Below are 24,580 nucleotides of genomic sequence, written 5' to 3' on the forward strand. Positions count from 1 at the left end.
AGTCAATTGCACCTTAATCTATAAATTGGAACAAGCTGATCATAGCTGATATTCACAAGACTTTCTTTGTTTCCCTGCCCGACCGCAGGCGGGGTTTCTTTGGTCACAAAGAAATGAAAGGAAAACTGTGATCTAAATTTACAAGCATGGTTTAATAATTAGAATATGACATTTAAACAAATTATCACAAACGCCAATTTGTTACCAGAATTATGAAGTATGACATGGTCGCAGGCGGGCTTATGGCGAAAGAATTGAATACTATTCCAATTGATACCCCGTTGCTCTGCGGCGGGGAGTTTCATTATAAGTTAATTTCAGCTTTTTAGCCTTATAATAAATTACGGCTTTGTATTTACTTAATAAATCGCCCCCGATAACTCCATGTATTTTGGGAAGTCCAAGCAATGTGTATGAATCATTGATGTTAGTAAGATCAAGGATTACAGCGATGTAATTTTTGATATTTAAGTCGCCAATCTTTAGTGATTTTAGATTGAAGGCCGAACTTTTCATGGTATTGGTTCCAAGTCCGGTTGATAATTTCTCATTCGTTTCAAAATTATCGTATTCTTCAGGCAAATAATTTTTTATCAGGGTTTCATCAAAAACTGTTCGTGATGCACCGGTATCGATGATAAGATTAGCCTTTTTCCCGTTAATTTTTGCCCTGATCATCAGATGAAATCCATCATCTTCAATTGGTAATATTTCAATTGGTACGTTTGTTTGCATTTGAAAAAGTTCAGTTTCTAGAAGTTTGGATGTAGTGCATATTTTAGATAAAAATCATCAATGCAATTAACTGCCTCCTCAGCAGAATCAACAAGCTGGAAAATATCCATATCTTGTTCCCTGATATTCCCTTCACTAATAAGTTTATCTTTTATCCAATCAATTAATCCGCCCCAATAATCTTTTGAGATGAGAATGATCGGAAAATTCACTAATTTTTGGGTTTGAATAAGGGTGATGGCCTCAAACATCTCATCCAATGTTCCAAACCCGCCCGGTAATATAATATAACCTTGCGAATATTTCATAAAAATTACTTTTCGAACGAAAAAATGATCGAATTCAAGGAGCTTGTCATGATCGATGTAAAGGTTTGGGGTTTGCTCAAAAGGCAAACGGATATTGAGTCCGACCGATTTACCACCTGCAGTGTGTGCCCCTTTATTAGCGGCTTCCATAATACCATGGCCTCCACCGGTAATTACACCGAATCCTCTTTTTATCAATAATTCGGCAACTTCAACAGCTATCAGATAGTAAGGATGATCATCTTTTGTACGGGCCGAACCAAACACCGATACGCAAGGACCGATGCGGGCCATCTTTTCAAAACCACCCACAAATTCGGACATGACTTTAAAGATTTGCCAGGAATCGTAGGTTTTTATTTCGTTCCAGCTTTTTGATTTTAGGGCTTTACGGATTTTATCTTCTTCTTTTTTATTCATCTGTTTTTGCTATTGGAAGTGTAAAAGTAAAGATACTTCCTTTTCCTTCCTCGCTTTCAACAAAAATTTCTCCTCCGTTAAGCTTGATGAATTCATTGCATAAAATTAATCCGAGACCCGTGCCTGTTTCATTGGCTGTACCCTTGATTTTAAAATCAGAATCGATTTTGAATAGTTTCTTTTGATTTTCACTGTTTATTCCTATTCCATTATCGCTCACACTAATAAAAAGATAATCATCCTTTCTTTCTGCAGAAACCTTGATCTTACCATTTGGCATGGTGAATTTTATGGCATTATTGATCAAATTTCGTATGATCGTTATCAGCATATCTTTATCTGCATACGCATAAAGCCCTTCTTCTATAGCATATTGGATATTCATGTTTTTTGGCTCGGCCATTTCATCGAAATATGTAGCCTTGGAATTAACTATTTCAGATAGGTTTAAGTTTTGATGATTCACAGTTAAGCTTCCTGATTGAGAACGTGCCCATGTAAGTATGTTTTCGAGCAATTCGTAACTGAACTCAGCTGTATTGTAAATTGATTTAATGATTTTATCATATTTTTCTGCATCTTCTTTAATACCGGGTTCGCTGATCAAAAGATCGGCATATCCAATTAAAACATTAAAGGGATTCCGAAGGTCATGGGCAATAATAGAAAAGAATTTATCCTTTGTTGCATTTAGCGCTTCAAGCTCTTTTTCATTTTCTTCTAATTTAGTGATGGAGATCTTTAATTCTTCAGATTGCTGCTCAATGATTTCATTTTGATTTTTAAGATATTTATTTGTTTTTGATTTATTACGATAATTATTAATGGTAGCAATTATAATAATGATCAGAAATAGGATGATCAGTACAGAAAACCAGGTAACAAATTTTAGTTTTAAAGCTTCTTTTTCAAATTCACTCTGTTTTTTATGTTGGTCAAATTGAAATTCACTTTGAATTCTTACAAATTCTTTTTCTTTCTCAAAATTGTTCAAGCTTTTGCTCAATGCATCCGTCTGCATTGAATCTTTAACCGCATATGATTTTTTTAAGTTAGCATGTGCATTTTTAAAATCGCCTAATTCAACGTATGCATTTGAAATATACTCATAGTATTTATCTAAATACTCTTTAACATGCAGTGAATCAGAAAGTTTAATGGCTTCATTAATATGAGTAATGGCCCCAGGATACAGTTCTCTTACCATCAAGTACCTTCCTATTAAAAAATAGGTATATGCCATGGTTCTCTTTCGATTAGCACGGTCAGCAACATCTAAGGCCTCACGTATATATTTTATTGCCGAGTCGGGATTGTTCATTTCTAAATAATATTCTCCGGCACATGATAAAATTTCAATTTTAATATCAGCGTCTTTAACAAAATCAATCCTGTTTAACGCCTCGGACAAGTTTTTAAATGTTTTGTCAAATTCCTTTGCAGGAAGATATGACCAGGCAATATTACTGTAGGTTTGAGCGATGTACTCCTGAATACCTGAAAGCAGGTCGATTTCGAGGGTCCTGTTCAAATATTCAACGGCCTTATCATAGTTCTTTAAATCCCGATAGATCAGGCCAATATTGTTTGAATTATTTGCAATACCGGCAGAGTCATTTATCTGACTGCTTATCTCCAAGGCCTTTATGTAATAGTCAATTGCGGTCTGTTTATCGAATCCCAGCGAGTGAAGGATCCCTAAGTTATTATATACACCACTGATATTAATGGAATCTTTTTCCTGCGAATATATTTCGAGAGCTGATAAATAATTTTTTAGGGAATTCTCAAAGTCTTCGGATTGATAATATACAACTGCTTTATTAAAATAACCATGTGCAACTCCTTTTGTAAATTTAGTTTTCCGTGCAAGTTCAAGATATTTATCAGAATAATAAAGAGAAGAATCTTTGCTTATTTCTCTATACAGAAGAGAAATTCGTTGATATTGATGAATCAGGGTTGAATCATTCGACGTTTTAAAAACTTCAATTTTGAGGCTATCGATCTGATTTTGTGTTTCATTGGCTACTGCCGCGTACCAATTGATATTAAGCAAGATGATTGCCAGAATGAGATATTTATTTCTTAAAATTTTCATAGTTCATTTGTGCAGTGCAAGTATATTAAATAATATGATTATTTATATAGGTATTTTGCCTAAAAAAATCAGCATTTAGAAAGATAATAAGAACCTACATGATTATTTGGAGGGAATATTAAATATAAATGAAGTTCCTTTGTTAAGTTCACTTTTGGCCCATATCTTTCCTCGGTGATATTTTATAAATTCGTGGCAAATGCTGAGCCCCAAACCGGTTCCTTTTTCACCGTTAGTGCCATTTTGAACGAATTCACCCGAATTCTCGAAAATTGCAGATGCTACTTCTGGATCCATACCTATACCTGTATCTTTAATCCAATAAGTTAAATCGGAATCTTTCAAATCAAACCCAATAAAAATCTTACCACCATTTTTCGTAAATTTAATTGCGTTTACCAACAAATTATGTATGATCCGTTTTAGCATATCAGGATCGCCCATTATCTTTGCCTCTTGATTTCTATCATAATCGTACACGATTTCAATATTTTTGAGATTGGCATTGTTTTGCAAAAGCAAAATTGATTGATTTGAAATTTCGGTAATGCTCGTATTTACAGGATTGAACTGAATTTTATCAGTCTGTGTTTTTGACCAGGTAACCAAACTGTCAACCATATCAAGTAATTGATCGGAGGCTTTGTTGATCCTGTTATAATATGTTTTCCTTTTTTCAGGATCAAGATCTGAATCAATTAAAATAGAAATATAACCCTGGATCACGTTAAAAGGATTTCTAAGATCATGACCGATAATTGAGAGCAGTTTGGATTTAGTTTTATTCGCAACTTCCAAGTTTTTAGTTATTAAACTTAATTTATTGACCATTTCCTTTAAATCATCACTATGCGTTTGGATCAAAATATTTTTTTCGGTTAAAAACTTATTCCTTTTCTTACGGCTTTTTGAAAGTTTATACAATAACCAGGAGGTTATTATTAGTGCAATGATGCTGATGATTAATAACAAACCAAAGAGTTTGGTGTTTTTTATATCAGAAATTCTTTTAAGTTCTGCTTTCTCAAATTCAAGTTGTTTAATTCTTTCTGTTTTTTCTTTCTCATACTGACTTTCAGTACTTACTAGATTGGCCAATATTGATACGCTATTCGTGCTATCCTGATAATTCTTAACTTTCTTGGTATAGATCAATGCATTTTTTAGGTCGCCAGCTTTTTCATAAACTTCGGCAAGAGATATTCTTATATATTGCGCACTTTCAATTGAATTAATAATTAATGCTTTCTTATAGGTTTCCTGGAGCAGAGCGATAGATTTGTTATATTGCTTTTGTTTAGCATACAAGTCGGCCTGTTCCATATCGATATTCATCAAATCTTCAGGATTATTTAGTTGCTCGGCATAAACATAGGATTGATCTATATACTCCTGTGCCGATCTGAAATTATCCTTTTCACGTTCTAATGCAGCCATACTTAATGAATTAAACATTTTCGAATAAGTGTCATCAAGAATCTGTGCCAAATTAAATGATTTAGTAATGTACTTATTAGCAGTATCAATTTCTTTATTCTCCAATGCCATTTGCCCTATTGCATTACATGCATAGAGAATCGAAAAAGTGTCTTTGTTTAGTTCAGCCTGATTTAAACAAAAGTTATAATTATCCAAAGCTTTATCTTTCATTCCCAAACTATAGTAACATCCTCCGATATTATACAATATGATCGTTCTGTCTGCACTTGAGTTTAAGTAATCCGCAACTTTTAATCCTTCAAAATATGTTTCAATGGCTTCATTCAGTTTTCCTGTATTCTGATAAACCAATGCCATATTATTATAGTTTGATACCAAATCGCCATAACTTGTGCCTTTTTCAAGAATCAGGACAGCGATTTTATTATAAATCAAGGCAGAATCATAAACTGATTGTAAATAAAAGGAATAGGCAATGTCGGAGTATGCTTTACCAGCCAAGGCATTTTCATTAAATTCTATAAATGTGGGTAATGCCAAAAACATCAAGTTTCGACTTTCAGCAAGATTATTGTTAATCAAATTCCAGATTCCTTCCATATTATAGGTTCTTGCAATGAGCACATCGTTTTTAATTCCCATTGCTATCTGGCGAGCAAGTTTAATTTTGTTCATAAAGGGATCGGGATCTTTTGAACGTAATAGTTGTTTGGCCTGAAATAATAAGGTGGATATTTCAACTTCAGAACAATTATTTGTACGAGAAGAAATTAATATTTTATCTGTGAGTGCAATTGCCTTTGATTTATCTTTTTTAGCCGAAACATGCATGGCTTCCATCAATAAAAACTTATTATGAGTACATGAATCCGCACTACCTTTGAGTAATTTAAATGCTTCATCAATAGCTAATTTCATTTCAGCATATTGATTTGATAAATAATGATAATTTATAATCTGATAATAAATGTCAAGTTTGTGACTTTTTGTAATTCTTAAACTTTTTAGAGAATGGTACAGACTATCCGTATGGTTCACAAATTGAGCCGGATAGGAAGTGGTGCTCATAATCATAAACACAATAAGCAATAATTCTTTAAATCTGTTAAGCATAAAACAGGATATTTTACTCAAAAAAATTTGATCTTCACTGGTGCATGGCAAGTTTAATTAAAATAAAACAGGATAAAATAGGTATATTACCTAAATGTTGATTTTTACCGCGATAGCGAAAAGAAATTCTTGTTTTTTAATTCTTGTTTTAAAAATTGCCCGGTATAACTGTCTTTGTTTTTTGCAATTTTTTCAGGGGTACCTTCGGCAATGATGTAACCACCGCGATCTCCTCCTTCGGGTCCCAAATCCACTACATAATCGGCTACTTTAATAACTTCCATGTTGTGTTCGATTACCAGTACAGAGTTACCACGATCGACAAGTTTGTTCAATACTTCGAGCAATACTTTTACATCTTCAAAATGCAAACCCGTGGTCGGTTCATCAAGAATATACATTGTTTTTCCGGTATCCCGCTTTGATAGCTCTGAAGCAAGTTTTACGCGTTGAGCTTCTCCTCCGGAAAGAGTTGTCGATTGCTGCCCAAGGGTAATATAGCCAAGCCCTACCTCCTTTAGTGTTCTGATTTTTTGAATGATTGACGGATGGCTTTCAAAAAAATCGACGGCTTGATTAATGGTCATGTTCAAAACATCATTGATTGATTTGCCTTTATACCTTACCTCTAGCGTTTCCCGATTGTATCGGTTTCCATTGCATTCATCACAATGAACATGAACATCGGGCAGGAAATTCATTTCAATTATTTTTACTCCTGCACCTTTGCAAACTTCGCATCTGCCGCCTTTGACATTAAATGAAAATCTACCCGGTTCATATCCCCTTATCTTAGCTTCGGGTATCTGAACATATAATTTCCTGATTTCATCAAAAACCTTGGTATAAGTTGCCGGATTTGAACGAGGTGTGCGACCAATAGGGGATTGATCAATTTCAATTACCTTGTCGATTAATTCCAATCCCTTTATAGATTTGTAGGCAAGAGGTTTTTTTGTGGACCTGAAAAAATGCTGACTGAGTACTGGATATAAAGTTTCATTTATTAAGGTTGATTTTCCACTACCTGAAACCCCGGTAATACAAACAAAACCGGCTAAGGGTAATTTTAAATCAACCGATTTAAGATTGTTACCGCTCGCACCTGTTAATTCAATAAACTCTCTTTGGCCGTTTCGTCTGACCTTGGGAACTTTAATTTCTTTTCGCCCGCTGATATAATCACATGTGAGAGTATGGCAATTGACTAAATCTTTGGGCTCTCCCTGAGCAACTACCTTGCCACCAAGCCTTCCTGCCCCGGGTCCGATGTCAATAACATAATCAGCGGACAGTATGGTTTCTTTATCATGTTCAACAACGATAACCGAATTCCCAACGTCCCTTAAATCCTGCAGAGCCTTTATCAGTCTCAAATTATCGCGATGGTGCAATCCAATACTTGGCTCATCCAAAATATATAATACACCAACCAGTTGTGACCCGATTTGAGTTGCTAAACGAATCCGCTGGGCCTCGCCTCCCGATAAACTTTTTGATGAACGATTGAGGGTAAGATAATCAACCCCAACATCCAATAAAAACTGAATACGGGTGCGGATTTCGCGGATGATTTCATGGGCAATGGTTTGTTGTTTTTCATTTAATCTTTCTTCTATCTTTTCAAACCACTGATCCAAATGAATGATATCCATATTCGCCAACTCGGAGATGTTCTTTTCATCAATTTTAAAAAACAAGGATTCTTTTTTTAATCGCTTTCCTTCACAAACAGGGCAGTCGGTTTTATTCATAAAATTATCGGCCCATCGTTTGATTCCGGTCGAATTATTCTCGTTATACTGGTTGGTTATAAAATTGATTACCCCTTCAAAATTCAAGGTATAGGTTGATGTAATTCCAAGGTATTCCTTCTTAACCTGGAACGATTCATTTGATCCGTATAGAATGGTAGCTATGGCTTCTTCCGGAATATCCTTAATGGGTGTGTTAAGCGTAAAATTATATTTAATTCCGATCGCTTCCAACTGATTGAAAATCCAACTGCTTTTGTACTCTCCCAAAGGAGTCAGCCCACCTTTTTTTATACTCAATTCCTGATCGGGAATAATCTTATCCAGATCGACTTCAGAAACCTGCCCTAAGCCATTACAATGAGGGCAGGCACCATAGGGTGAATTAAACGAGAACGAATTGGGCTCGGGATCGTTATAGGCAATACCGGTTGCCGGGCACATCAAATGTTTGCTGAAATGGCGTATTTTTTTTGATTCGATGGGTTGTATCATTAAAATACCTTTCCCGTGGCGCAATGCAGTTTGTAAAGATTGGTGAATGCGTTTTTCGTATTCATTTTTAATTAAAATGGTGTCGATTACAATTTCAATATCATGAACTTTATAACGATCAAGCTGCATTCCAAAGCTCAGTTCTTTGATCTCTCCATCAATTCTAACCTTTAAAAATCCTTGTTTACGGATTTGCTCAAAAAGTTCACGATAATGTCCTTTACGGCCTTTTACTATGGGAGCAAGGATTATTATTTTTTCCTGAGAATATTCATCAATAATCAGACTTGTGATTTGTTGCTCTGTATAGCGAATCATTTTTTCGCCTGTATTATATGAATATGCTTCGGCTACTCTGGCATACAATAATCGCAGAAAATCATAAATCTCGGTAATGGTACCTACTGTCGATCTGGGATTGCGGTTAATCGTTTTTTGTTCAATTGAAATGACCGGACTTAAACCACTGATCCGGTCAACATCCGGACGTTCAAGGTTGCCAATAAACTGGCGTGCATAAGCCGAAAAGGTTTCCATATACCTTCGTTGGCCCTCGGCATAAATCGTATCAAAAGCAAGTGACGACTTACCGCTTCCGCTTAATCCCGTAATTACAACAAGTTTATCTCTTGGAATGGAAACATCGATATTGCGCAGGTTGTGCACTCTCGCACCCTGAATCTCCAAATGTGTTTCACCTGTATTCTTTGTTTCTTTCAACAGCTCTTTCTCCATCCCTATTCTTTCATTTTTTTTCTTTGTTTGCGTTTTGCAAGTCGGGTATCTTTATTTGATATGCCTTTTTTTGTCGATTCTTTAAATCAGGCTGACGCAACCACGGATTAAATTCTTTGATCAAACGATAGCTAAGCTGGCGTCCTTTTGCAAAATCGGCCCAACTGTCTACATTCTCGTTCACTATCTCAATATGATAGGGGATTGGCTGGTAATATTCTTCTTCCGATAAGTTAAAATGATATTGAGCCGGATTGTTATGAATGATTTTAAGTGCCAATATCCTGAATACATATCGCTCTGTTTCTTCGTTGAGCAACAAACTGTAATAATTATTTTCTCTCTGACGATCAACTTGTCTGTCAATTCCACGATTTCCGGCATTGTAGGCTGCAGCAACCATCGTCCAGTTTTGATATTTTTCAAATGCTTTGTGAAGATATTGACAGGCTGCTTCTGTTGATTTTTCTACATGATAACGCTCATCAACTTCATCATTCACTTCCAACCCATAATCTTTGGCGGTACCTTTTAAAAATTGCCAAAACCCAACTGCTCCTGCCGGTGATGTTACATTTTGAAAACCACTCTCGATCAGGGATAAATATTTAAAATCATCAGGAATATTATTTTTTTTGAGAATAGGTTCGATAACAGGGAACCATCTTTTTGTACGCTTCAAATTCAATAAGGTGGCTGAGTGCCAATAAGTGTTTACGGTTAGTTCCCATTCCAGATGTTCTTTTACATAATAAATTTCAAGCGGGACTTTCTCACCGGCAAAATCTATTGTTTCCGGAATGTCAACTGCTTTAATTTTAATGGCATTATCAATACTTTTCGATTGATCAGATACCTGCGAAATTTGTTGAGGTTTTGAATACAAGAAATAATTTAAAAGTGAACTGACTGACACACTAAGGGCAACAATTGCAATTATCTGAATTTTTTTAGTAAACATTTTATTCGTCTCCCCAATTTATTTCTTTCTCTCTATTTTTTAGTGTAGGTTTTGGCTTCAGGTAAAAAATCTTTCATTGCCTGAATGCGGTTTTTGTGAGTCGGATGTGTTGAAAGAAACTCAAATGAAGCCTGTCCTTTACTTTGTGCGTCCATCCGAGCCCAGAAGTCGATGCTTGCCTCCGGGTTATAACCTGCCATGGCCATGAAAATCAGTCCGATTTTATCGGCTTCCAATTCGTGTGTTCTACTATATGGAAGTGTTACAGCTAATTGAGTGGTAACTCCGTATGCACCAAGAAAAAGGTTCTGGGTTTCCTGAGGTTTTTCTTTAAGTGCAATGCTTAGTCCCAGTCCACCAAGCTGTGTGAGTAATCCCTGGCTCATGCGTTCGTTTCCATGGCTTGCAATGATATGTGCAATTTCATGACTCATTACGACAGCAATTCCGGTTTCATCCTTACATACATCCATGATGCCTGTATAAAAAACAATTTTCCCTCCGGGCATGGCCCAAGCATTTACGGTCGGACTTTCAATTAAATTGAATTGCCAATTATAACCTTCAGTTATTTTTTGTTGGCCCTGTTGTGTTAAATATTCTTCAACAGCAATTTTAATTTTATTCCCAACTTTATTTAAGAGGGCCACATCTTTTGCATTCGTCGATAATTTATTTTCTTTCAAAAAAGTACCATAGCTTTCAAGAGCCATGGCATTTATTTCTGAAGCAGGGAGTAATTGTAGTTGCTTTCGGCCGGTAAAAAGAACAGTAGAACATGCAGTTAGTAATATTACTAACAACAGTAAAAAAATAGGTTTCTTCATTTCACTGATTTTTAGTTTCTAAGAATCGTATTCCGATGTAAATTTACAAAAAATTAGCGGTAAGTAAATCTATTTTTTAGATCCTTTAAAAATGGGACCATACTATCTTTCTCAGATAGAATGGGATTTTCGATTCCCCAATCAATGTTTAAATCGGGGTCATTCCAACGGATGCTACCTTCAGATTCTTTATTGTATAAATTGGTGCATTTATAAAAAAAGATGGTGTCATCTTCCAGCGTAAGGAAACCGTGAGCCATTCCTTCGGGAAGCCAATACATGAGTTTGTTTTCTTCAGAAAGTACAACCGAATCCCATTGCCCATAGGTAGGTGATCCAACCCGAAGATCAACAGCTACATCTAAAACAGACCCTTTGATTACCCGAACGAGTTTCCCTTGTGTAAACGGAGGATGTTGAAAATGCATTCCCCGTAAAACTCCTTTTTGTGATTTCGATTCATTGTCCTGAACAAAATCAACAGGAATACCGGCTTCAATGAATTTAGCCTTATTATAAGATTCAAAAAAATATCCCCGGGAGTCGGCAAAAACCTGGGGTTTTACGATCAATAATCCCGGGATTTTAGTTTTTGTTATTTGCATTTTGATTTGGTTCATTTAACAAAGGACATTTCGACTTCGCTCAATGTCCCTGTCCAATTTTTAGATGTGTATCACCTCACCATAAGCGGCTGCAACAGCTTCCATTACAGCTTCCGACATGGTAGGGTGGGGGTGAACTGCATTAATGATTTCCTTACCTGTGGTTTCAAGTTTGCGAGCAACAACTGCCTCAGCAATCATTTCGGTTACATTATCGCCAATCATATGACAACCTAACCATTCGCCATATTTGGCATCAAAAATTACTTTCACAAAACCATCTCTTGACCCACCTGCGCTGGCTTTTCCGGATGCAGTAAAGGGGAATTTTCCAACTTTGATCTCATAACCGGCATCAATTGCAGCTTGCTCTGTCATCCCAACAGAAGCAATTTCGGGGTTGGTATAAGTACATCCTGGAATATTTCCATAATCCATGGGTTCAACCTCTTTTCCCGCAATTTTTTCAACACAAATAATTCCCTCATGAGAAGCTACGTGCGCTAGCGCAGGGCCCGGGACGATATCACCAATTGCATAGATGCCCGGAACATTGGTTTGATAAAAATCATCGACAATGACTTTGCCTTTTTCGGTTTTAATCCCTAATTCTTCAATTCCGATACCTTGAAGGTTGGTTTCGATACCAACAGCCGAAAGCACGATTTCTGCTTCAACGATTTCTTCACCTTTTTTTGTTTTAATGGTAACTTTACAAAGCTTACCGGTAGTATCTACTGATTCAACAGAGGAATCAACCATCACTTTCATTTTTGCTTTTTTGAAAGAACGGCCCAGTTGTTTTGATACTTCAACATCTTCCAACGGAACTATTTCGGGTAGAAACTCAACTAAGGTAACTTCTGTGCCAATGGAATTGTAGAAATAGGCAAATTCAGATCCTATGGCTCCTGATCCAACAACAACCATTGATTTAGGCTGTTTTGGCAAGGTCATGGCTTCGCGATATCCGATGATTTTTTTGCCATCCTGTTTTAGATTTGGCAGTTCTCTTGATCGGGCACCGGTAGCCAGGATGATGTGATCGGCAGTATACTCTTTTTTATTTCCTTCGGCATCGGTTACTTCAACTGTTTTTGCAGTTTTCAGCTTCCCGAATCCCTGAATATGTTCGACTTTATTTTTCTTGAATAAGAATTGAATTCCTTTACTCATGCCATCTGCAACGCCACGACTGCGTGTTACCATACTTTTAAAATCAGGTGCAATTTCTCCTTTTACCGAAACGCCATAATCGGCAGCATGACTTAAATAATTGAAAACCTGAGCGCTTTTTAATAAAGCTTTTGTAGGAATGCATCCCCAGTTAAGGCAAATTCCGCCCAACTCGGCTTTCTCAATAACAGCAACTTTTTTTCCCAATTGTGAAGCTCTGATGGCAGCAACATAACCACCCGGGCCGCTTCCTATAACGATGATATCGTAATTCATTATGATGTTTTTTTAGATTGATTATAAATTACAAATTTAGTAAAATTAATTGTTGTAATTAACATTGTGATATTGTGATTTTGAATTTAAGAAAGATGTCTTTTTGGAGTCATTAATTTTCCAACTTTCTTGAGACTTGTAATTTTAGTTGATAGATTGAAACGTAAGCTATTTATATGAAAATTGAATCTGATTAAACTAATTTGCCCGGATATAAATTACGCTTGCAACTTGCTCTTATATTTTTATTTACTGCTTAACAACTTTTCGGGTAATGTATCTATTTCGCATTTTGATTACAATAAAATATATTCCTCTGGATAAACTCCTCAAGTCGATAAAATTAGTATTTGTTGATTGAATTAACTTTTCACCTAAAGTATTATAGATAAAAACAGTTTCAATTTCGCTATGTAGACTTTTAATATTGATTTTATCAATAGAAGGGTTAGGATAGAGTAACATGTTTATTAAGTTACTTTCTTCATAAAAGCCCACAGAACTATTACAGTCAATTGCTTTGTTAATCAGTGAATTATTTGCCTGTAGTATATTTATTGATAAATCTTCATCTAAAATATCAGCACCATAAATCTCAATATAAAGCATCCCTAATTCTAACCCTTTATTAATTGCAGCATTCAATACGATTGGTTTTGTACTAGGAAATATCCCGCACTTATTCATCCTGTCCGGACCATCCTGCACACTCCATAGCATTTGTGCTCCTATTCTGCATGGATTTTCCTTCATAATATACCAATGTGACCCTTCACTTAGATTAGCTAAGTTGGGATTACACCCTGATAGATCTTCACGCCATAATCCGAATCTATCTGGATAGTTTTCTATTCCATAATTTGTTATAGTACTTGCTAAATAATTCATGGATCTGTTCGAAGCTTTTTGTTCAAATAATACATAGTCGACCGAACACCATAATGCTGTGTTAGGAAAAAGTTCCATGTAATAATCAGTAATTTGATTGCTTAAACTTCCCAGCATATCTGCATCGTAATCATAAGCTGTCCAAAATGCGTGTTTGCTTAACAATACCGTATCGGTGATAACACTATCAGGTAAATTTCGAGAAAAAGAAACACCAATGGCATTTACATAAGTAACCGTTGAATTTGTGGCGTATTTGGTCGCTAGATTTTCTAATAATATTTTATATCGATTTACATAAATACTATCCCAGGGAATTATACCGGATAAAATCTGTCCATAAGTTAAATGATAAGGGTTTTTGTCGAGATAGTAATATTGCTGTACTCCAAGACTGCTCAGCCAGTTCGGTACAGAAAGAGGTTGTAAAGATACTTTTTTGTTATAGTTTGTTGCTTTAGCTATTTCTCCATCAATGTATGTCCAATCGAAATTTCCAGGTGTAGGCTCTAATTCATTCCAGCGAAAACGCACAACAACACCATTTATGTTCGGATTTGAATAATGCTCGGTACTTACCGGAACATTTGCGTTACCTAAAAAATAGACTCCACCATGACCAATAAATGAATTCTGGCAAAAAGAAGAGTGAACTATTTGCAGCAGCAAAATTAATAATGACAATCTCATTTTTAACTAAAGTTCATTTAATCAAAAAAATGTAAAGACTAAAAATTCTGATTAGGCCAATTTATTATCAGTCAAAAATACGAACAAAACTTCTATTTCTGTAACTTACTATCGGTATTGAATAATTTCATCATATCTTTCATCTTAAAAGGTTTGCTGATGACATCGTCCATTCCGGCCTCGATGAATTTTTCCACATCTCCTTCCATAACGCAGGCAGTTAGAGCTACAATTCTGATGTGATTTTTAGGATCCAATTCTTTTTCTTTTTTCCTGATCAATTTTGTAGCATTTATCCCGTCCATTACCGGCATTTGAATATCCATTAAAATTAAATCATATTTATTTTTCGTGAACATATCAACCGCTATTTGCCCATTCTGAGCAATTTCTACTGTATGACCGAATTTCTCAAGTGCATATTTTTCAACTTTTTGGTTGATGGCATTGTCTTCGGCTAATAAGACCTTAAAATGTTTGTCGAAATCGGTATTGTATTCAAGGTTTTCATCATCATATTTATCATCTAAAGGTTTTTGTCCTTTTTCCAATTCTAACGTGAACCAGAATGTACTTCCTTGCCCAACTTCGCTCTCAACACCCATTTTCCCATCCATGAGTTTGCATAATTCGAAAGAAATTGCCAACCCCAGGCCCGTGCCGCCAAACTTGCGGGTATAAGAAATGTCGGCTTGTGAAAATGCATTGAACAACAAATTGATATTATCGTTTGAAATACCTATTCCTGTATCTTTTACTTCAACTTTAAGAACGAACTTATTGTCGAATTCTTTAATTTTTTCAAGTATAATATCGATGGTTCCAACATCGGTAAATTTAAGCGCATTTCCAACAAGGTTGATGATGATTTGCTTAATCCTGACCGGATCTCCTTTAACGTATCGTGGAATATCTTTGGGGAAATGTGAATTGAGTTTTACTCCCTTCTGCTGCGCTTTAAAACGCATGAGAATCAGAGTTTGCTCTATTTCTTTAATAATATCAATATCGATATGCTCAAGTTTAATATTGCCGGTTTCAATTTTAGAGAAATCCAATATGTCGTTAATGATAATTAGGAGGTTATTCCCGCTTATTTCAATGATGCGTAAAAGCTCCTTTTGTTCTTTATCCATGTCTGTGCTTCTTAGCATTTCAGCTACGCCAATGATACCATTCATGGGTGTGCGGATTTCGTGCGACATATTGGCTAAAAACATTGATTTTGTTCGACTGGCTGCAATAGCTACTTCTTTGGCTTCGAATAATTCCTGATTTAGTGAATACAAAGCTTCTTTTTGTCGATGTAATTCAAGAAAAACGCGAACTTTTCCTTTAAGGATTTCCGGGACAATGGGTTTAGAAATGAAGTCGACTGCGCCACTCTCAATACCCTTAATTACATGAAATTCTTCCTTGTAAATTGCCGAGACAAAGATGACAGGAAAAAATTCAGTATTAGGATCATCATGCAGCAATTGCACTGTTTCGTAACCATCTATTCCCGGCATTTGTATGTCGATAATGCCCAATGCAAATTTATGGTGCAATGTAAGCGTGAGTGCTTCATTGCCAGACAACGCACGAATAAATTCAACGTCTAGCCCGGCTAAAACAGTTTCAAGGGCAACTAAATTTTCAACTTTGTCATCGACGATTAAGATCTTGAGTCTTTCTTTTGTGTTCATAATATTAATCTTTGTACATCCATACTCTCATTAATGTAAATAATCTGTCGACATCTAACGGTTTTGACAGGTAATCACTTGCCCCGGCATTCATGCATTTTTCCGCATCATGTTTCATCGCTTTGGCAGTAAGTGCAATGATAGGTATATTCTTAAACCTTTCCATATTACGTATCTTTTCCATAGCTTCATATCCATCCATTACGGGCATCATTATGTCCATTAAAATCATGTCGATATCAGGATTTTCCTTCAGCCGTTCTATGCCGATTTCTCCATTTTCAGCTTTCAAAACCTTGATGTTCTTTTCGGTTAAAACTTTACTTAAGGCAAATACATTTCGCATCTCATCATCAACAATCAGCACTTTTTTATTTAAAAACAATTTGTCCTTATCGTGCAAGCTGGTGATGATTGATTGTTGCTGTTCAGGCAATTCTTTAACCACCCGATGCATAAATAAAGCTGTTTCGTCAAGTAATCGGTCTTCTGATCGGATACCCTTGATGATGATTGAGTTTGAATATAAAGCAAGCTCCTCGTTTTCTTCCTTGCTAATTTCTTTTCCAGTATATACGATGACGGGTGGTGCAATAATTTTTTTATCCTTCTCAATTTTCTTGAGTAAATCAAATCCGGTCATATCAGGCAGACCGAGGTCAAGAATCATGCAATCAAAATGGGTTTGTTTTAGTTTTTCAAGCGTTTCTTTACCCGTTACAGCTTCGGTAATGTTAATTCCCTTCTCCCCAATTAATTTCCGTATGCTTATGCGCAGATTTGTATCATCTTCAACAATCAATAGTTCACGCATTTCTTTCTGAATGAAAGTCTCTATTTTTTCGAATGCTTTGGTTAATTGATCGGGGCTGACAGGTTTAGTTGTAAAGCCGATTGCCCCTTTCTCCATAGCATCTTTAGACGATTCTTGAGCAGACATCATATGAACGGGAATATGACGAGTGTCGGGATTTAATTTTAACGAATCCAGAACCTTCATGCCGTTAATATCGGGAAGCCTGATATCGAGAATTACTGCCGAAGGCAGATATTCTTCTGCAAGTGTGAGTCCTTCTGATCCGCGGGTAGCGACCAAGGTTTTGAAACCTGACTTTTTAGCTTGTTTCTGCAATATCCTGGCAAAATGAACATCATCCTCAATAATCAAAATGCTTTGGTCTTCTTTGGAAATTATCTCTCTGTCGTCGGCTATTACAGAAACATGAATAACCGGTTTTTGGACGACGGTATTTGTTGTCTTTTGCAGTTGATCATTTGATTTTGAAGGTAATTTTGTTTCAGATTTGATCTGATCCTTTTGTTCAATTGAGGTAACCGGGACAAACAAGGTGAACTCTGATCCTTTACCAATTGTGCTTTTTAATTGAATTTCGCCTCCCAACAGTTTTGTAAGTTCTTTTGAAATCGAGAGACCTAATCCTGTACCACCATACTTGCGGGAGGTACTTCCATCTGCTTGCTTAAAGGCTTCAAAAATCATATTGATTTTATCCTTAGGAATGCCAATTCCTGTATCAATTACCGAAATGCCTATCATTTCATGTTGATACAAATTATCATTATTGTATTTCTGTTCCTTTTCGGGCTTAAATAAACTAATTGTAATACTTCCTTCATGTGTAAATTTGATGGCATTCGATGTCAGATTTTTCAAAACCTGCCCGAGACGTTGGAAATCAGTATAAATTTTAGAAGGAAAATCAGCACTTACTTCAACATTGAATTCTATTTTCTTTTCATCAGCCATATGCTGGAATCCTTGTTTTAAGCTGGCTTTGATTTCATCTGCCGTAAAATGATCATAATTCATCACCATCTTGCCCGATTCAATTTTTGATAAATCAAGAATATCATTGATTAGCTTGAGCAGATCTTTACCACTATTATAAATAATGTCGAGCGACTCGATTTGATCATCAGTAAAATTGCTTTCCTTATTTGTACTCAAGTTTTTAGATAAGATTAATAAACTATTGAGTGGTGTTCTAAGTTCGTGCGACATGTTTGCAAGAAATTCCGACTTATACTTGCTTGAAGCTTCCAACTCTTTTGCTTTCTTTTCTAAATCTATACGAATAACTTCAAGGGAAGAATTCTGATCAACGACTTTTTTACTTTCAAACTCCAACGATTTTGTTTTTTCTTCCAGTTCCTCGTTAATTACCCTGAGCTCTTCCTGCTGTGCCTGCAAACTTTCTTCTGATTTTTTTAGTTCTTTTGATTTTTCTTCCAACTCATGGTTGCTCTTTCTTAATTCATCTTGTTGTACAGTAAGTTCTTCATTTTGTTGTTGTAATTCAACCTGTTGTAATTGTAAAGCTTCTGCCTGTTCCAAGGTTTTATTCAGAAGTTTGTTCATTTCATCCTTAACCTTGATTGAATTAAATCCAATGGCAATGCTTTCATTCATTTTTTCTATGAATTCTTTTTGAATTTCAGGAATTGCCGCTGAAAATCCCAGTTCTAAGGCTCCAATTACTTCATCGTTAAAGATAAAGGGCATGATTAATATTTGTCTCAAAATTGTTTTTCCAAGTCCGGATTGAAGTACCATGTAGTCTTCAGGAACTTCAGTAAATATCAATGTGCGTCTTTCTTTCACAGCCTGGCCTACAATGCCTTCGCCAATTTTAAAGCTCAGGGATGATGATCGTCTGGTATCAAAACAAAATGCTCCTACCAATTCGAGTAAATTGCTATCATTCTTATAATAAATGGTTCCCACTCTCATGTCACTGATTTCGCCAAAAAAGCTTAGAATCTCAGAAGCCAGTTTTTCTAATGTTTTTTCTCCCCTTAAAATATCTCCCATTCTAACTGCCGAGGATTGAATCCAATTATTATTTTCCTGATCGCGCGAATACTTTTGAAGACTTTGTTGCATTTTAAGTAATGCATTTCCTAATAGATCATCATTTCCGGCGGGTGAATAATCCGAATCGAATGTCCCTGCTCCAATATGTGTTGCAAATTCGGTTTTTTTATTTAGTCCTTCAATTGAAAGGTCCAAAGCCTCAGCCATTTCCTGAATTTCATCGCCTGTATCAAAGCTAAGTCTCATTTTTTCATCAATATGCCCTTTCGCCAATTGTTTTAATATTTGAGTGATTTTTGTAATTGGATTAGTAATAGTTTTACTAATAATTGAAATAACAAATGCCAAGAGAAGAATGCCAATTAAGCCGACAATTAATGAAATGATAAAATTCCGATCTGCTTTTTGTGTAATTACACTTATTGGTATAGCTACAGCTAATGCCCATGGAGTATTCGTTCCTATAACATTAATAGGCGTATATGAATAATAAATATCTAATCCTTCCTTGTTATTACTTCTAAAGCTAAAAGATTCCCCGCTTTTTATTTTTTCACCAATACCCTGATTATTATAATCTTCCGGGATTATTTCGGCTAAAGGTTTAAAGATTTCTTTAGGATTACTGTGGGCGGCAACAATTCCTTCATAAGATACCAAAAAGGCATAACTTCCTGCAAATGGTTTAATCTCCCGAACAATCTCCTCCAATTTATCTAAAGTAATATCAGCCGCAACAATACCAACATAAACACCATCGTTAATTATGGGAGCATTGAGGGTTGTCATTAATTGTTTCTCCACTCCCTGTTTTGCAACCTGATCCAAATAGGGTTCCCAAATAGTTGGGATTAATCTACCTTTGATTACTTTATCATAAATAAGAGATTCTTCTACTATACTTCTTAAAGAAACATCAGATGTCAGTTCTCCATTGTTATTTCTAATAATACTTGAATAATAACGGCCGGAGGGCCTATCCCAGTTTTTGTCAATCATTTTTAATTCCCAACTGTCCCAAAGACAAAAAATATGTTCGGTTTCCTTCATAACATTTGTGTACATATCCAAAAAAGTCTTTTTCCACTGTTCTTCCGGCATGTCTTCATAAACTCTAACGGTATTTGCCAATGTTTGTACCAAGGTCATATCGGTGTTAAAGAGTTCGGAAATAATTTGTGCATTTTCTTTAGCAGTGCTATTGGCATATAAGGTAGCATCATTGAATGCAACTTTTCTGTTTGTAACAGTAATATATCCAATTGCTCCAACATATATTATAATTGAGGCTGTAATGATAAAGAGTTGGATTTTTTGCTGGATTCTTAATTTTATTTTCATGGTTGCTATTTTGGAATTATCTGGTGTTCAATCAAACAAAATGTAATGTTTAGAGATAAATTTTTTGATTTGGCATTTTTCTGTCTAAACAGAATTGATAACAAAAGTTATCACTATAAATTTGATCTCTGATATATGCTTATAAAGCCACATATTTTTAAATGTGGCAGGCAATTAATTGAAGGCTATTTAATTTGGTGTTCCTGATCATTGGAGATGTGATCAGCTTTATGGCATTATGGACATTCAAGGACGACGAAATGAAAATTACTCTACGTATTTTTGAACACAATTCACTATTACTTATAAAGAATAGATTCTTCATAGGAGTTTGATTAGGTTAATATTTGGTCTAATGGTGTGCAGAATTCTATTTTTATTAATTCCGTGGCTCTAAAAATATATTCTATCCATTTGAGCGAGAAAATTAAAAAATGATAGGTCATGAAATGATACTAAGTAGGATTTTTATTAACAATGATTTTCGATAAAAATGTTAATTAATATTAAGGCTTATTTGGGGGACATTATTTAGGCCGTTTTTCCATATATTAATGAACAAATATTTTCTGAGCAACCGAAAATAATAATTTATTGGCGCATTCCAATTATAATTAGATTCTGGTCCACATCAGCATGGTAATATGATTATTTGAAAGTAAGGTTTTTTAAAATGGTCGTATCCATAAAAAGAAATGGGGGTGTCCAGAAATGTCAAAATTACCCGAATATGTTGCGCCCAACTGATAGGACTGGAAGGAAATCAGAATTACCAAATAATCAAGCAGTTCGAATCTACTCGCTTCTTGATTAAATTTATTTTTTGAGGAGAAAAGTTAACATATTTTTCAGAATGGAAGATTGTTGTTTCTGGCACTGGTTGTTGTAAAAAGATGTAATTTCGCAGATATTTTTACGAATGAGAAGAGTCGGCATATTTTAAATTCAAGTTTTTTAGCAGATGAAACAATTAACCCTTTCCGAGTTACTTAAACCATATAAAATCAGTGAGTTTAGGGCAAAAAAACTGGAAGGCTATATCAGCACGAATTTTGAAATTGTTACGGGCGACGGTAAAAAGATGGTTTTTAAGACCTACCCGGATGAAACCGAATTCAGCTTTATTTCTGAGGAAAGCAGACTAATAAGCTATCTGGCTAAAAAACTGGATTTCTCCTTTTCTGAAGCATTTAAGAACATTGATGGTGAGGGAATTACACGATATCCAAATGGATCATTTTCAAGGTTGTTAAAATATATTGATGGAGATTTTTTAGCCGAAACTGATCAATCGGAGAGATTACTGTATCAATTTGGTAAACGAATTGCCCAAATGGACAAAGAATTATCAAACTTTAAAAGTGATACGATTGCCGTTCGGAAAATTCATTGGGATTTACAGCATTGCCTGCTTAATTGGCCAAAAGCAAAACTGATCCAAAATCCCGTTCATAAAAAATGGGTTGATTATTATTTTCAGCAATTCCGTGATAAAGTGCTTCCGCAACTGGCAGAATTAAGGTCTCAAATTATTCATGGTGATTTGAACGATTGGAATGTTTTAACTAAAGAGGAAGATATCTCAGGTTTTATCGACTTTGGTGATATGGCCCATTCACAGCTCATCAATGAAGTTGCTATTGCACTAACCTATGTGATGTTTAATAAAGCTGAACCTCTCAAATCTGCAAAACATTTATTGAAAGGATTTCACGAAACACTTCCTTTGTTAAAGGAAGAATTGGAATTATTACCTTATTTAATAGCCGCCCGATTAGGGGCCAGTCTTTGCCATTCAGCAGAAGCAAAGTCAAAAGCAAAGGATACTTCCTATATTTTAATTAGTGAAAAACCGGCAGTGGATTTACTGGAAAAGTGGGTCGCTTACAATCCTCAAATGTTAAAAAACAGCTTTCTGAAAGCATGTGGGTTTGCTATTGCAGATACTGAAAAGCACAGAGAAGAACTGCTTAACAAAAGGCGAAAATATTTCGGAAAGTCACTTTCTTTGAGCTATGAAAAGCCGATTTACATGCAACAAGCCGCTTTCCAGTATATGTATGATGCAAGTGGAAACAGTTATCTGGATGCCTACAATAATATCCCACTGGTTGGGCACAATCATCCTAAAGTTAATGAAGCCATTGCCAAACAACAACGTAAGTTGAATACGAATACCCGTTACTTGTACGATCCGTTGATGGATTATGCCGAGCATCTCCTTTCCTACTTTCCAAAACCATTAAATAAAGTGTTTTTTGTAAACTCGGGAAGTGCTGCATCTGATTTAGCCATCCGACTGGCCCAAACTTATACGGAAAGAATTCATTCGCTTGTTTTGGAACACGGGTATCATGGTCATACCCGATCGGTCATTGAAAATAGCGCTTATAAATTTGATGGACCCGGTGGAAAAGGAAGAAATCCTTACGTCCACAAACTGCCCTTACCAAATGCATTTAATGGCCTGTTCGATAATGGTAATGAGTATTTTGAAGATGCAAAAAAACGTATTGAGGAACTCATTGTATCGGGACAGAAACCAGCTTATTTTATAGGCGAACCTATTTCAGGATGTGGAGGTCAGGTTCCGTTGGCACCCGGGTATTTAAAATCGATGAAGGATTATCTGAAATCGGAAGAAATTTTGACTATTACCGATGAAGTACAAACAGGATTTGGGAGATTGGGAACCCATTTCTGGGGATTTGAATATCATGGGATTGTTCCGGATATAGTAGTTTTAGGGAAGCCCATGGCCAATGGTCATCCCGTGGGAGCTGTTGTCACAACAACCGAAATAGCCGATGCCTTCGCCAACGGGATGGAATTTTTTAGTTCGTTTGGTGGAAATCCGGTTTCAATGAAAGCAGCCAAAGCAGTTTTAGAAGTTGTTGAAGAAGAAGGACTCCAAAAGGAAGCTTTAGAAACAGGCAACTACTATAAATCAAGGCTCAATGAACTTAAGAATAGCTACCCCGTTATCGGAGATGTTCGAGGTGATGGATTGTTTTTAGGTATTGAAATTGTTCATCCCACCGATTTATCTCCGGATACCAAACTAGCTTGTTCGATCAAGGAAAAATTAAAAGAAGTCTTTGTATTAATCAGTACCGACGGGCCTTTCGACAATGTAATCAAGACGAAACCTCCACTCTGTTTTAGCAAAAAAAACGTGGATGAAGTTTGTGACAAGATGGAAAAGATTTTAGAGGAAATTTAGAGTTCCTATCATTTAGCAGAACTTACCGGCACTACCAATTTTTTTTAGGTTTAATAAAAATGGACTCATCTATCGGTTTATTAAACTCAATGGATTTAATTTGCATCATCCCGCCACCCATTTGGCGACTGCCATCACCGCTTACTTCCTTATCAGAAATAGTTTCCGTATTAAAGGCAACCGCAATACCGTCGATAACCCGATAATTGCTGAATAAAACCGTAGCTGTAATTGTATCACCCTGAAACTCACGTTTGGTTGATTGTTTATTTATGTAATACGATTTAGCATCCATAAAAACATCCGTGATCAAAGAATCCTTATCAATGACTTTCAGTTTAAAAGCCTTCTTATCATCAATAATTTCACTTCCTTCTAAAACAATCGACAGTTCCTTCTCGTCACTCTTAAACAATATCCCTCCATATTCCCTGCTTTTTTTAAGTATCGCTAATTGAGAGCCGTAAATATCTGTAATCCCACTCATTGGATGCAAGGACCAGGCTTTATCTTCATCCAAAACCTGTATCAATTTATTTCTCATAAAAATGCGTTCATGATAATATTTTGAAGGCTTTTTAATGATTGTTTTGAAAGGAACTTTTTGAGTTCCCAAATAATTTTCACCGGTAATTGTAATGGTATTAATTCCCTTTAATTTTTCATAACCCATTGCTTTTGAATGCGACTTTAGGATCTCATCCAAACTTTGAGCATGAAGGCTAATAAAATGAAAACAAATGAAGAAGATGATTAAAAAAAAGTACCTTTTCATGATTTCAATTTTGCTTTTTATTTATAAAGTTATTAGTCATTTAATTCATCATTAATTCCCATACTTTTCTTTTCAAATGTAAATAAATTAATTTTAAGTAAAAGAACCCTGTTGCCGTATACTTTCATCCTGAAATATGAAGTATTGGTATAAATGTTCACCCATCCTTTTTTTATTCACTCAATTAGTTTTA

General features: G+C 35.6%; 14 protein-coding genes. 1 reads left to right on the forward strand and 13 read right to left on the reverse strand.

Going from position 1 to position 24,580, the window contains the following annotated elements:
* Nucleotides 1–261: 261 nt before the first annotated feature.
* The 12 genes from KKG99_06495 to KKG99_06550 form a co-directional block, all read right to left on the reverse strand.
* Nucleotides 262–735 carry a retroviral-like aspartic protease family protein gene (locus KKG99_06495; protein ID MBU1012634.1) on the reverse strand — a complete coding sequence of 158 codons (474 nt, stop codon included), beginning with the start codon at nucleotides 733–735 and terminating at the stop codon, nucleotides 262–264.
* Nucleotides 736–752: 17 nt separating this feature from the next.
* Nucleotides 753–1,463 (reverse strand): TIGR00730 family Rossman fold protein, encoded by a 711-nt coding sequence (locus KKG99_06500; protein ID MBU1012635.1) that lies wholly within the window; start codon nucleotides 1,461–1,463, stop codon nucleotides 753–755.
* Entirely contained in the window at nucleotides 1,456–3,564 is a 2,109-nt protein-coding gene (locus KKG99_06505) for a tetratricopeptide repeat protein (GenBank protein MBU1012636.1), read from the reverse strand. Before KKG99_06505 ends, KKG99_06500 begins: the two co-directional genes overlap by 8 nt.
* A 102-nt stretch (nucleotides 3,565–3,666) precedes the next feature.
* Complete coding sequence (locus KKG99_06510; protein MBU1012637.1) at nucleotides 3,667–6,117, reverse strand: hypothetical protein; 2,451 nt, start codon at nucleotides 6,115–6,117, stop codon at nucleotides 3,667–3,669.
* Between the two features lie 104 nt (nucleotides 6,118–6,221).
* On the reverse strand, nucleotides 6,222–9,101 hold the full coding sequence (gene uvrA, locus KKG99_06515) for an excinuclease ABC subunit UvrA (protein ID MBU1012638.1): 2,880 nt from the start codon (nucleotides 9,099–9,101) through the stop codon (nucleotides 6,222–6,224).
* A gap of 10 nt (nucleotides 9,102–9,111) precedes the next feature.
* Nucleotides 9,112–10,062 carry a lytic transglycosylase domain-containing protein gene (locus KKG99_06520; protein ID MBU1012639.1) on the reverse strand — a complete coding sequence of 317 codons (951 nt, stop codon included), beginning with the start codon at nucleotides 10,060–10,062 and terminating at the stop codon, nucleotides 9,112–9,114.
* A gap of 32 nt (nucleotides 10,063–10,094) precedes the next feature.
* Nucleotides 10,095–10,889 carry a M48 family metallopeptidase gene (locus tag KKG99_06525; protein ID MBU1012640.1) on the reverse strand — a complete coding sequence of 265 codons (795 nt, stop codon included), beginning with the start codon at nucleotides 10,887–10,889 and terminating at the stop codon, nucleotides 10,095–10,097.
* Between the two features lie 53 nt (nucleotides 10,890–10,942).
* Nucleotides 10,943–11,494: a dTDP-4-dehydrorhamnose 3,5-epimerase gene (gene rfbC, locus KKG99_06530; protein MBU1012641.1), complete on the reverse strand. Its 552-nt coding sequence runs from the start codon at nucleotides 11,492–11,494 to the stop codon at nucleotides 10,943–10,945.
* Between the two features lie 60 nt (nucleotides 11,495–11,554).
* On the reverse strand, nucleotides 11,555–12,946 hold the full coding sequence (lpdA, locus tag KKG99_06535) for a dihydrolipoyl dehydrogenase (GenBank protein MBU1012642.1): 1,392 nt from the start codon (nucleotides 12,944–12,946) through the stop codon (nucleotides 11,555–11,557).
* Between the two features lie 249 nt (nucleotides 12,947–13,195).
* Complete coding sequence (locus tag KKG99_06540; protein MBU1012643.1) at nucleotides 13,196–14,524, reverse strand: T9SS type A sorting domain-containing protein; 1,329 nt, start codon at nucleotides 14,522–14,524, stop codon at nucleotides 13,196–13,198.
* Between the two features lie 92 nt (nucleotides 14,525–14,616).
* Complete coding sequence (locus KKG99_06545) at nucleotides 14,617–16,212, reverse strand: response regulator (protein ID MBU1012644.1); 1,596 nt, start codon at nucleotides 16,210–16,212, stop codon at nucleotides 14,617–14,619.
* Nucleotides 16,213–16,216: 4 nt separating this feature from the next.
* Complete coding sequence (locus KKG99_06550; protein MBU1012645.1) at nucleotides 16,217–20,389, reverse strand: response regulator; 4,173 nt, start codon at nucleotides 20,387–20,389, stop codon at nucleotides 16,217–16,219.
* Between the two features lie 961 nt (nucleotides 20,390–21,350).
* Here KKG99_06550 and KKG99_06555 point away from each other — a divergent pair.
* The gene (locus tag KKG99_06555) at nucleotides 21,351–23,612 is read left to right on the forward strand and encodes an aminotransferase class III-fold pyridoxal phosphate-dependent enzyme (GenBank protein ID MBU1012646.1); all 2,262 of its coding nucleotides are present in this window, start codon (nucleotides 21,351–21,353) and stop codon (nucleotides 23,610–23,612) included.
* Nucleotides 23,613–23,643: 31 nt separating this feature from the next.
* Here KKG99_06555 and KKG99_06560 read toward each other — a convergent pair whose 3' ends face one another.
* The gene (locus tag KKG99_06560; protein ID MBU1012647.1) at nucleotides 23,644–24,387 is read right to left on the reverse strand and encodes an outer membrane lipoprotein-sorting protein; all 744 of its coding nucleotides are present in this window, start codon (nucleotides 24,385–24,387) and stop codon (nucleotides 23,644–23,646) included.
* Nucleotides 24,388–24,580: the final 193 nt, after the last annotated feature.

This window comes from Bacteroidota bacterium (genome assembly GCA_018816945.1).
GTDB lineage: Bacteria > Bacteroidota > Bacteroidia > Bacteroidales.

Coding starts and splice junctions, on each gene's coding strand:
- KKG99_06495 (MBU1012634.1), bottom strand. CDS start 735: ATGCAAACAAACGTACCAATTGAAATATTACCAATTGAAGATGATGGA.
- KKG99_06500 (MBU1012635.1), bottom strand. CDS start 1,463: ATGAATAAAAAAGAAGAAGATAAAATCCGTAAAGCCCTAAAATCAAAA.
- KKG99_06505 (MBU1012636.1), bottom strand. CDS start 3,564: ATGAAAATTTTAAGAAATAAATATCTCATTCTGGCAATCATCTTGCTT.
- KKG99_06510 (MBU1012637.1), bottom strand. CDS start 6,117: ATGCTTAACAGATTTAAAGAATTATTGCTTATTGTGTTTATGATTATG.
- uvrA (MBU1012638.1), bottom strand. CDS start 9,101: ATGGAGAAAGAGCTGTTGAAAGAAACAAAGAATACAGGTGAAACACAT.
- KKG99_06520 (MBU1012639.1), bottom strand. CDS start 10,062: ATGTTTACTAAAAAAATTCAGATAATTGCAATTGTTGCCCTTAGTGTG.
- KKG99_06525 (MBU1012640.1), bottom strand. CDS start 10,889: ATGAAGAAACCTATTTTTTTACTGTTGTTAGTAATATTACTAACTGCA.
- rfbC (MBU1012641.1), bottom strand. CDS start 11,494: ATGCAAATAACAAAAACTAAAATCCCGGGATTATTGATCGTAAAACCC.
- lpdA (MBU1012642.1), bottom strand. CDS start 12,946: ATGAATTACGATATCATCGTTATAGGAAGCGGCCCGGGTGGTTATGTT.
- KKG99_06540 (MBU1012643.1), bottom strand. CDS start 14,524: ATGAGATTGTCATTATTAATTTTGCTGCTGCAAATAGTTCACTCTTCT.
- KKG99_06545 (MBU1012644.1), bottom strand. CDS start 16,212: ATGAACACAAAAGAAAGACTCAAGATCTTAATCGTCGATGACAAAGTT.
- KKG99_06550 (MBU1012645.1), bottom strand. CDS start 20,389: ATGAAAATAAAATTAAGAATCCAGCAAAAAATCCAACTCTTTATCATT.
- KKG99_06555 (MBU1012646.1), top strand. CDS start 21,351: ATGAAACAATTAACCCTTTCCGAGTTACTTAAACCATATAAAATCAGT.
- KKG99_06560 (MBU1012647.1), bottom strand. CDS start 24,387: ATGAAAAGGTACTTTTTTTTAATCATCTTCTTCATTTGTTTTCATTTT.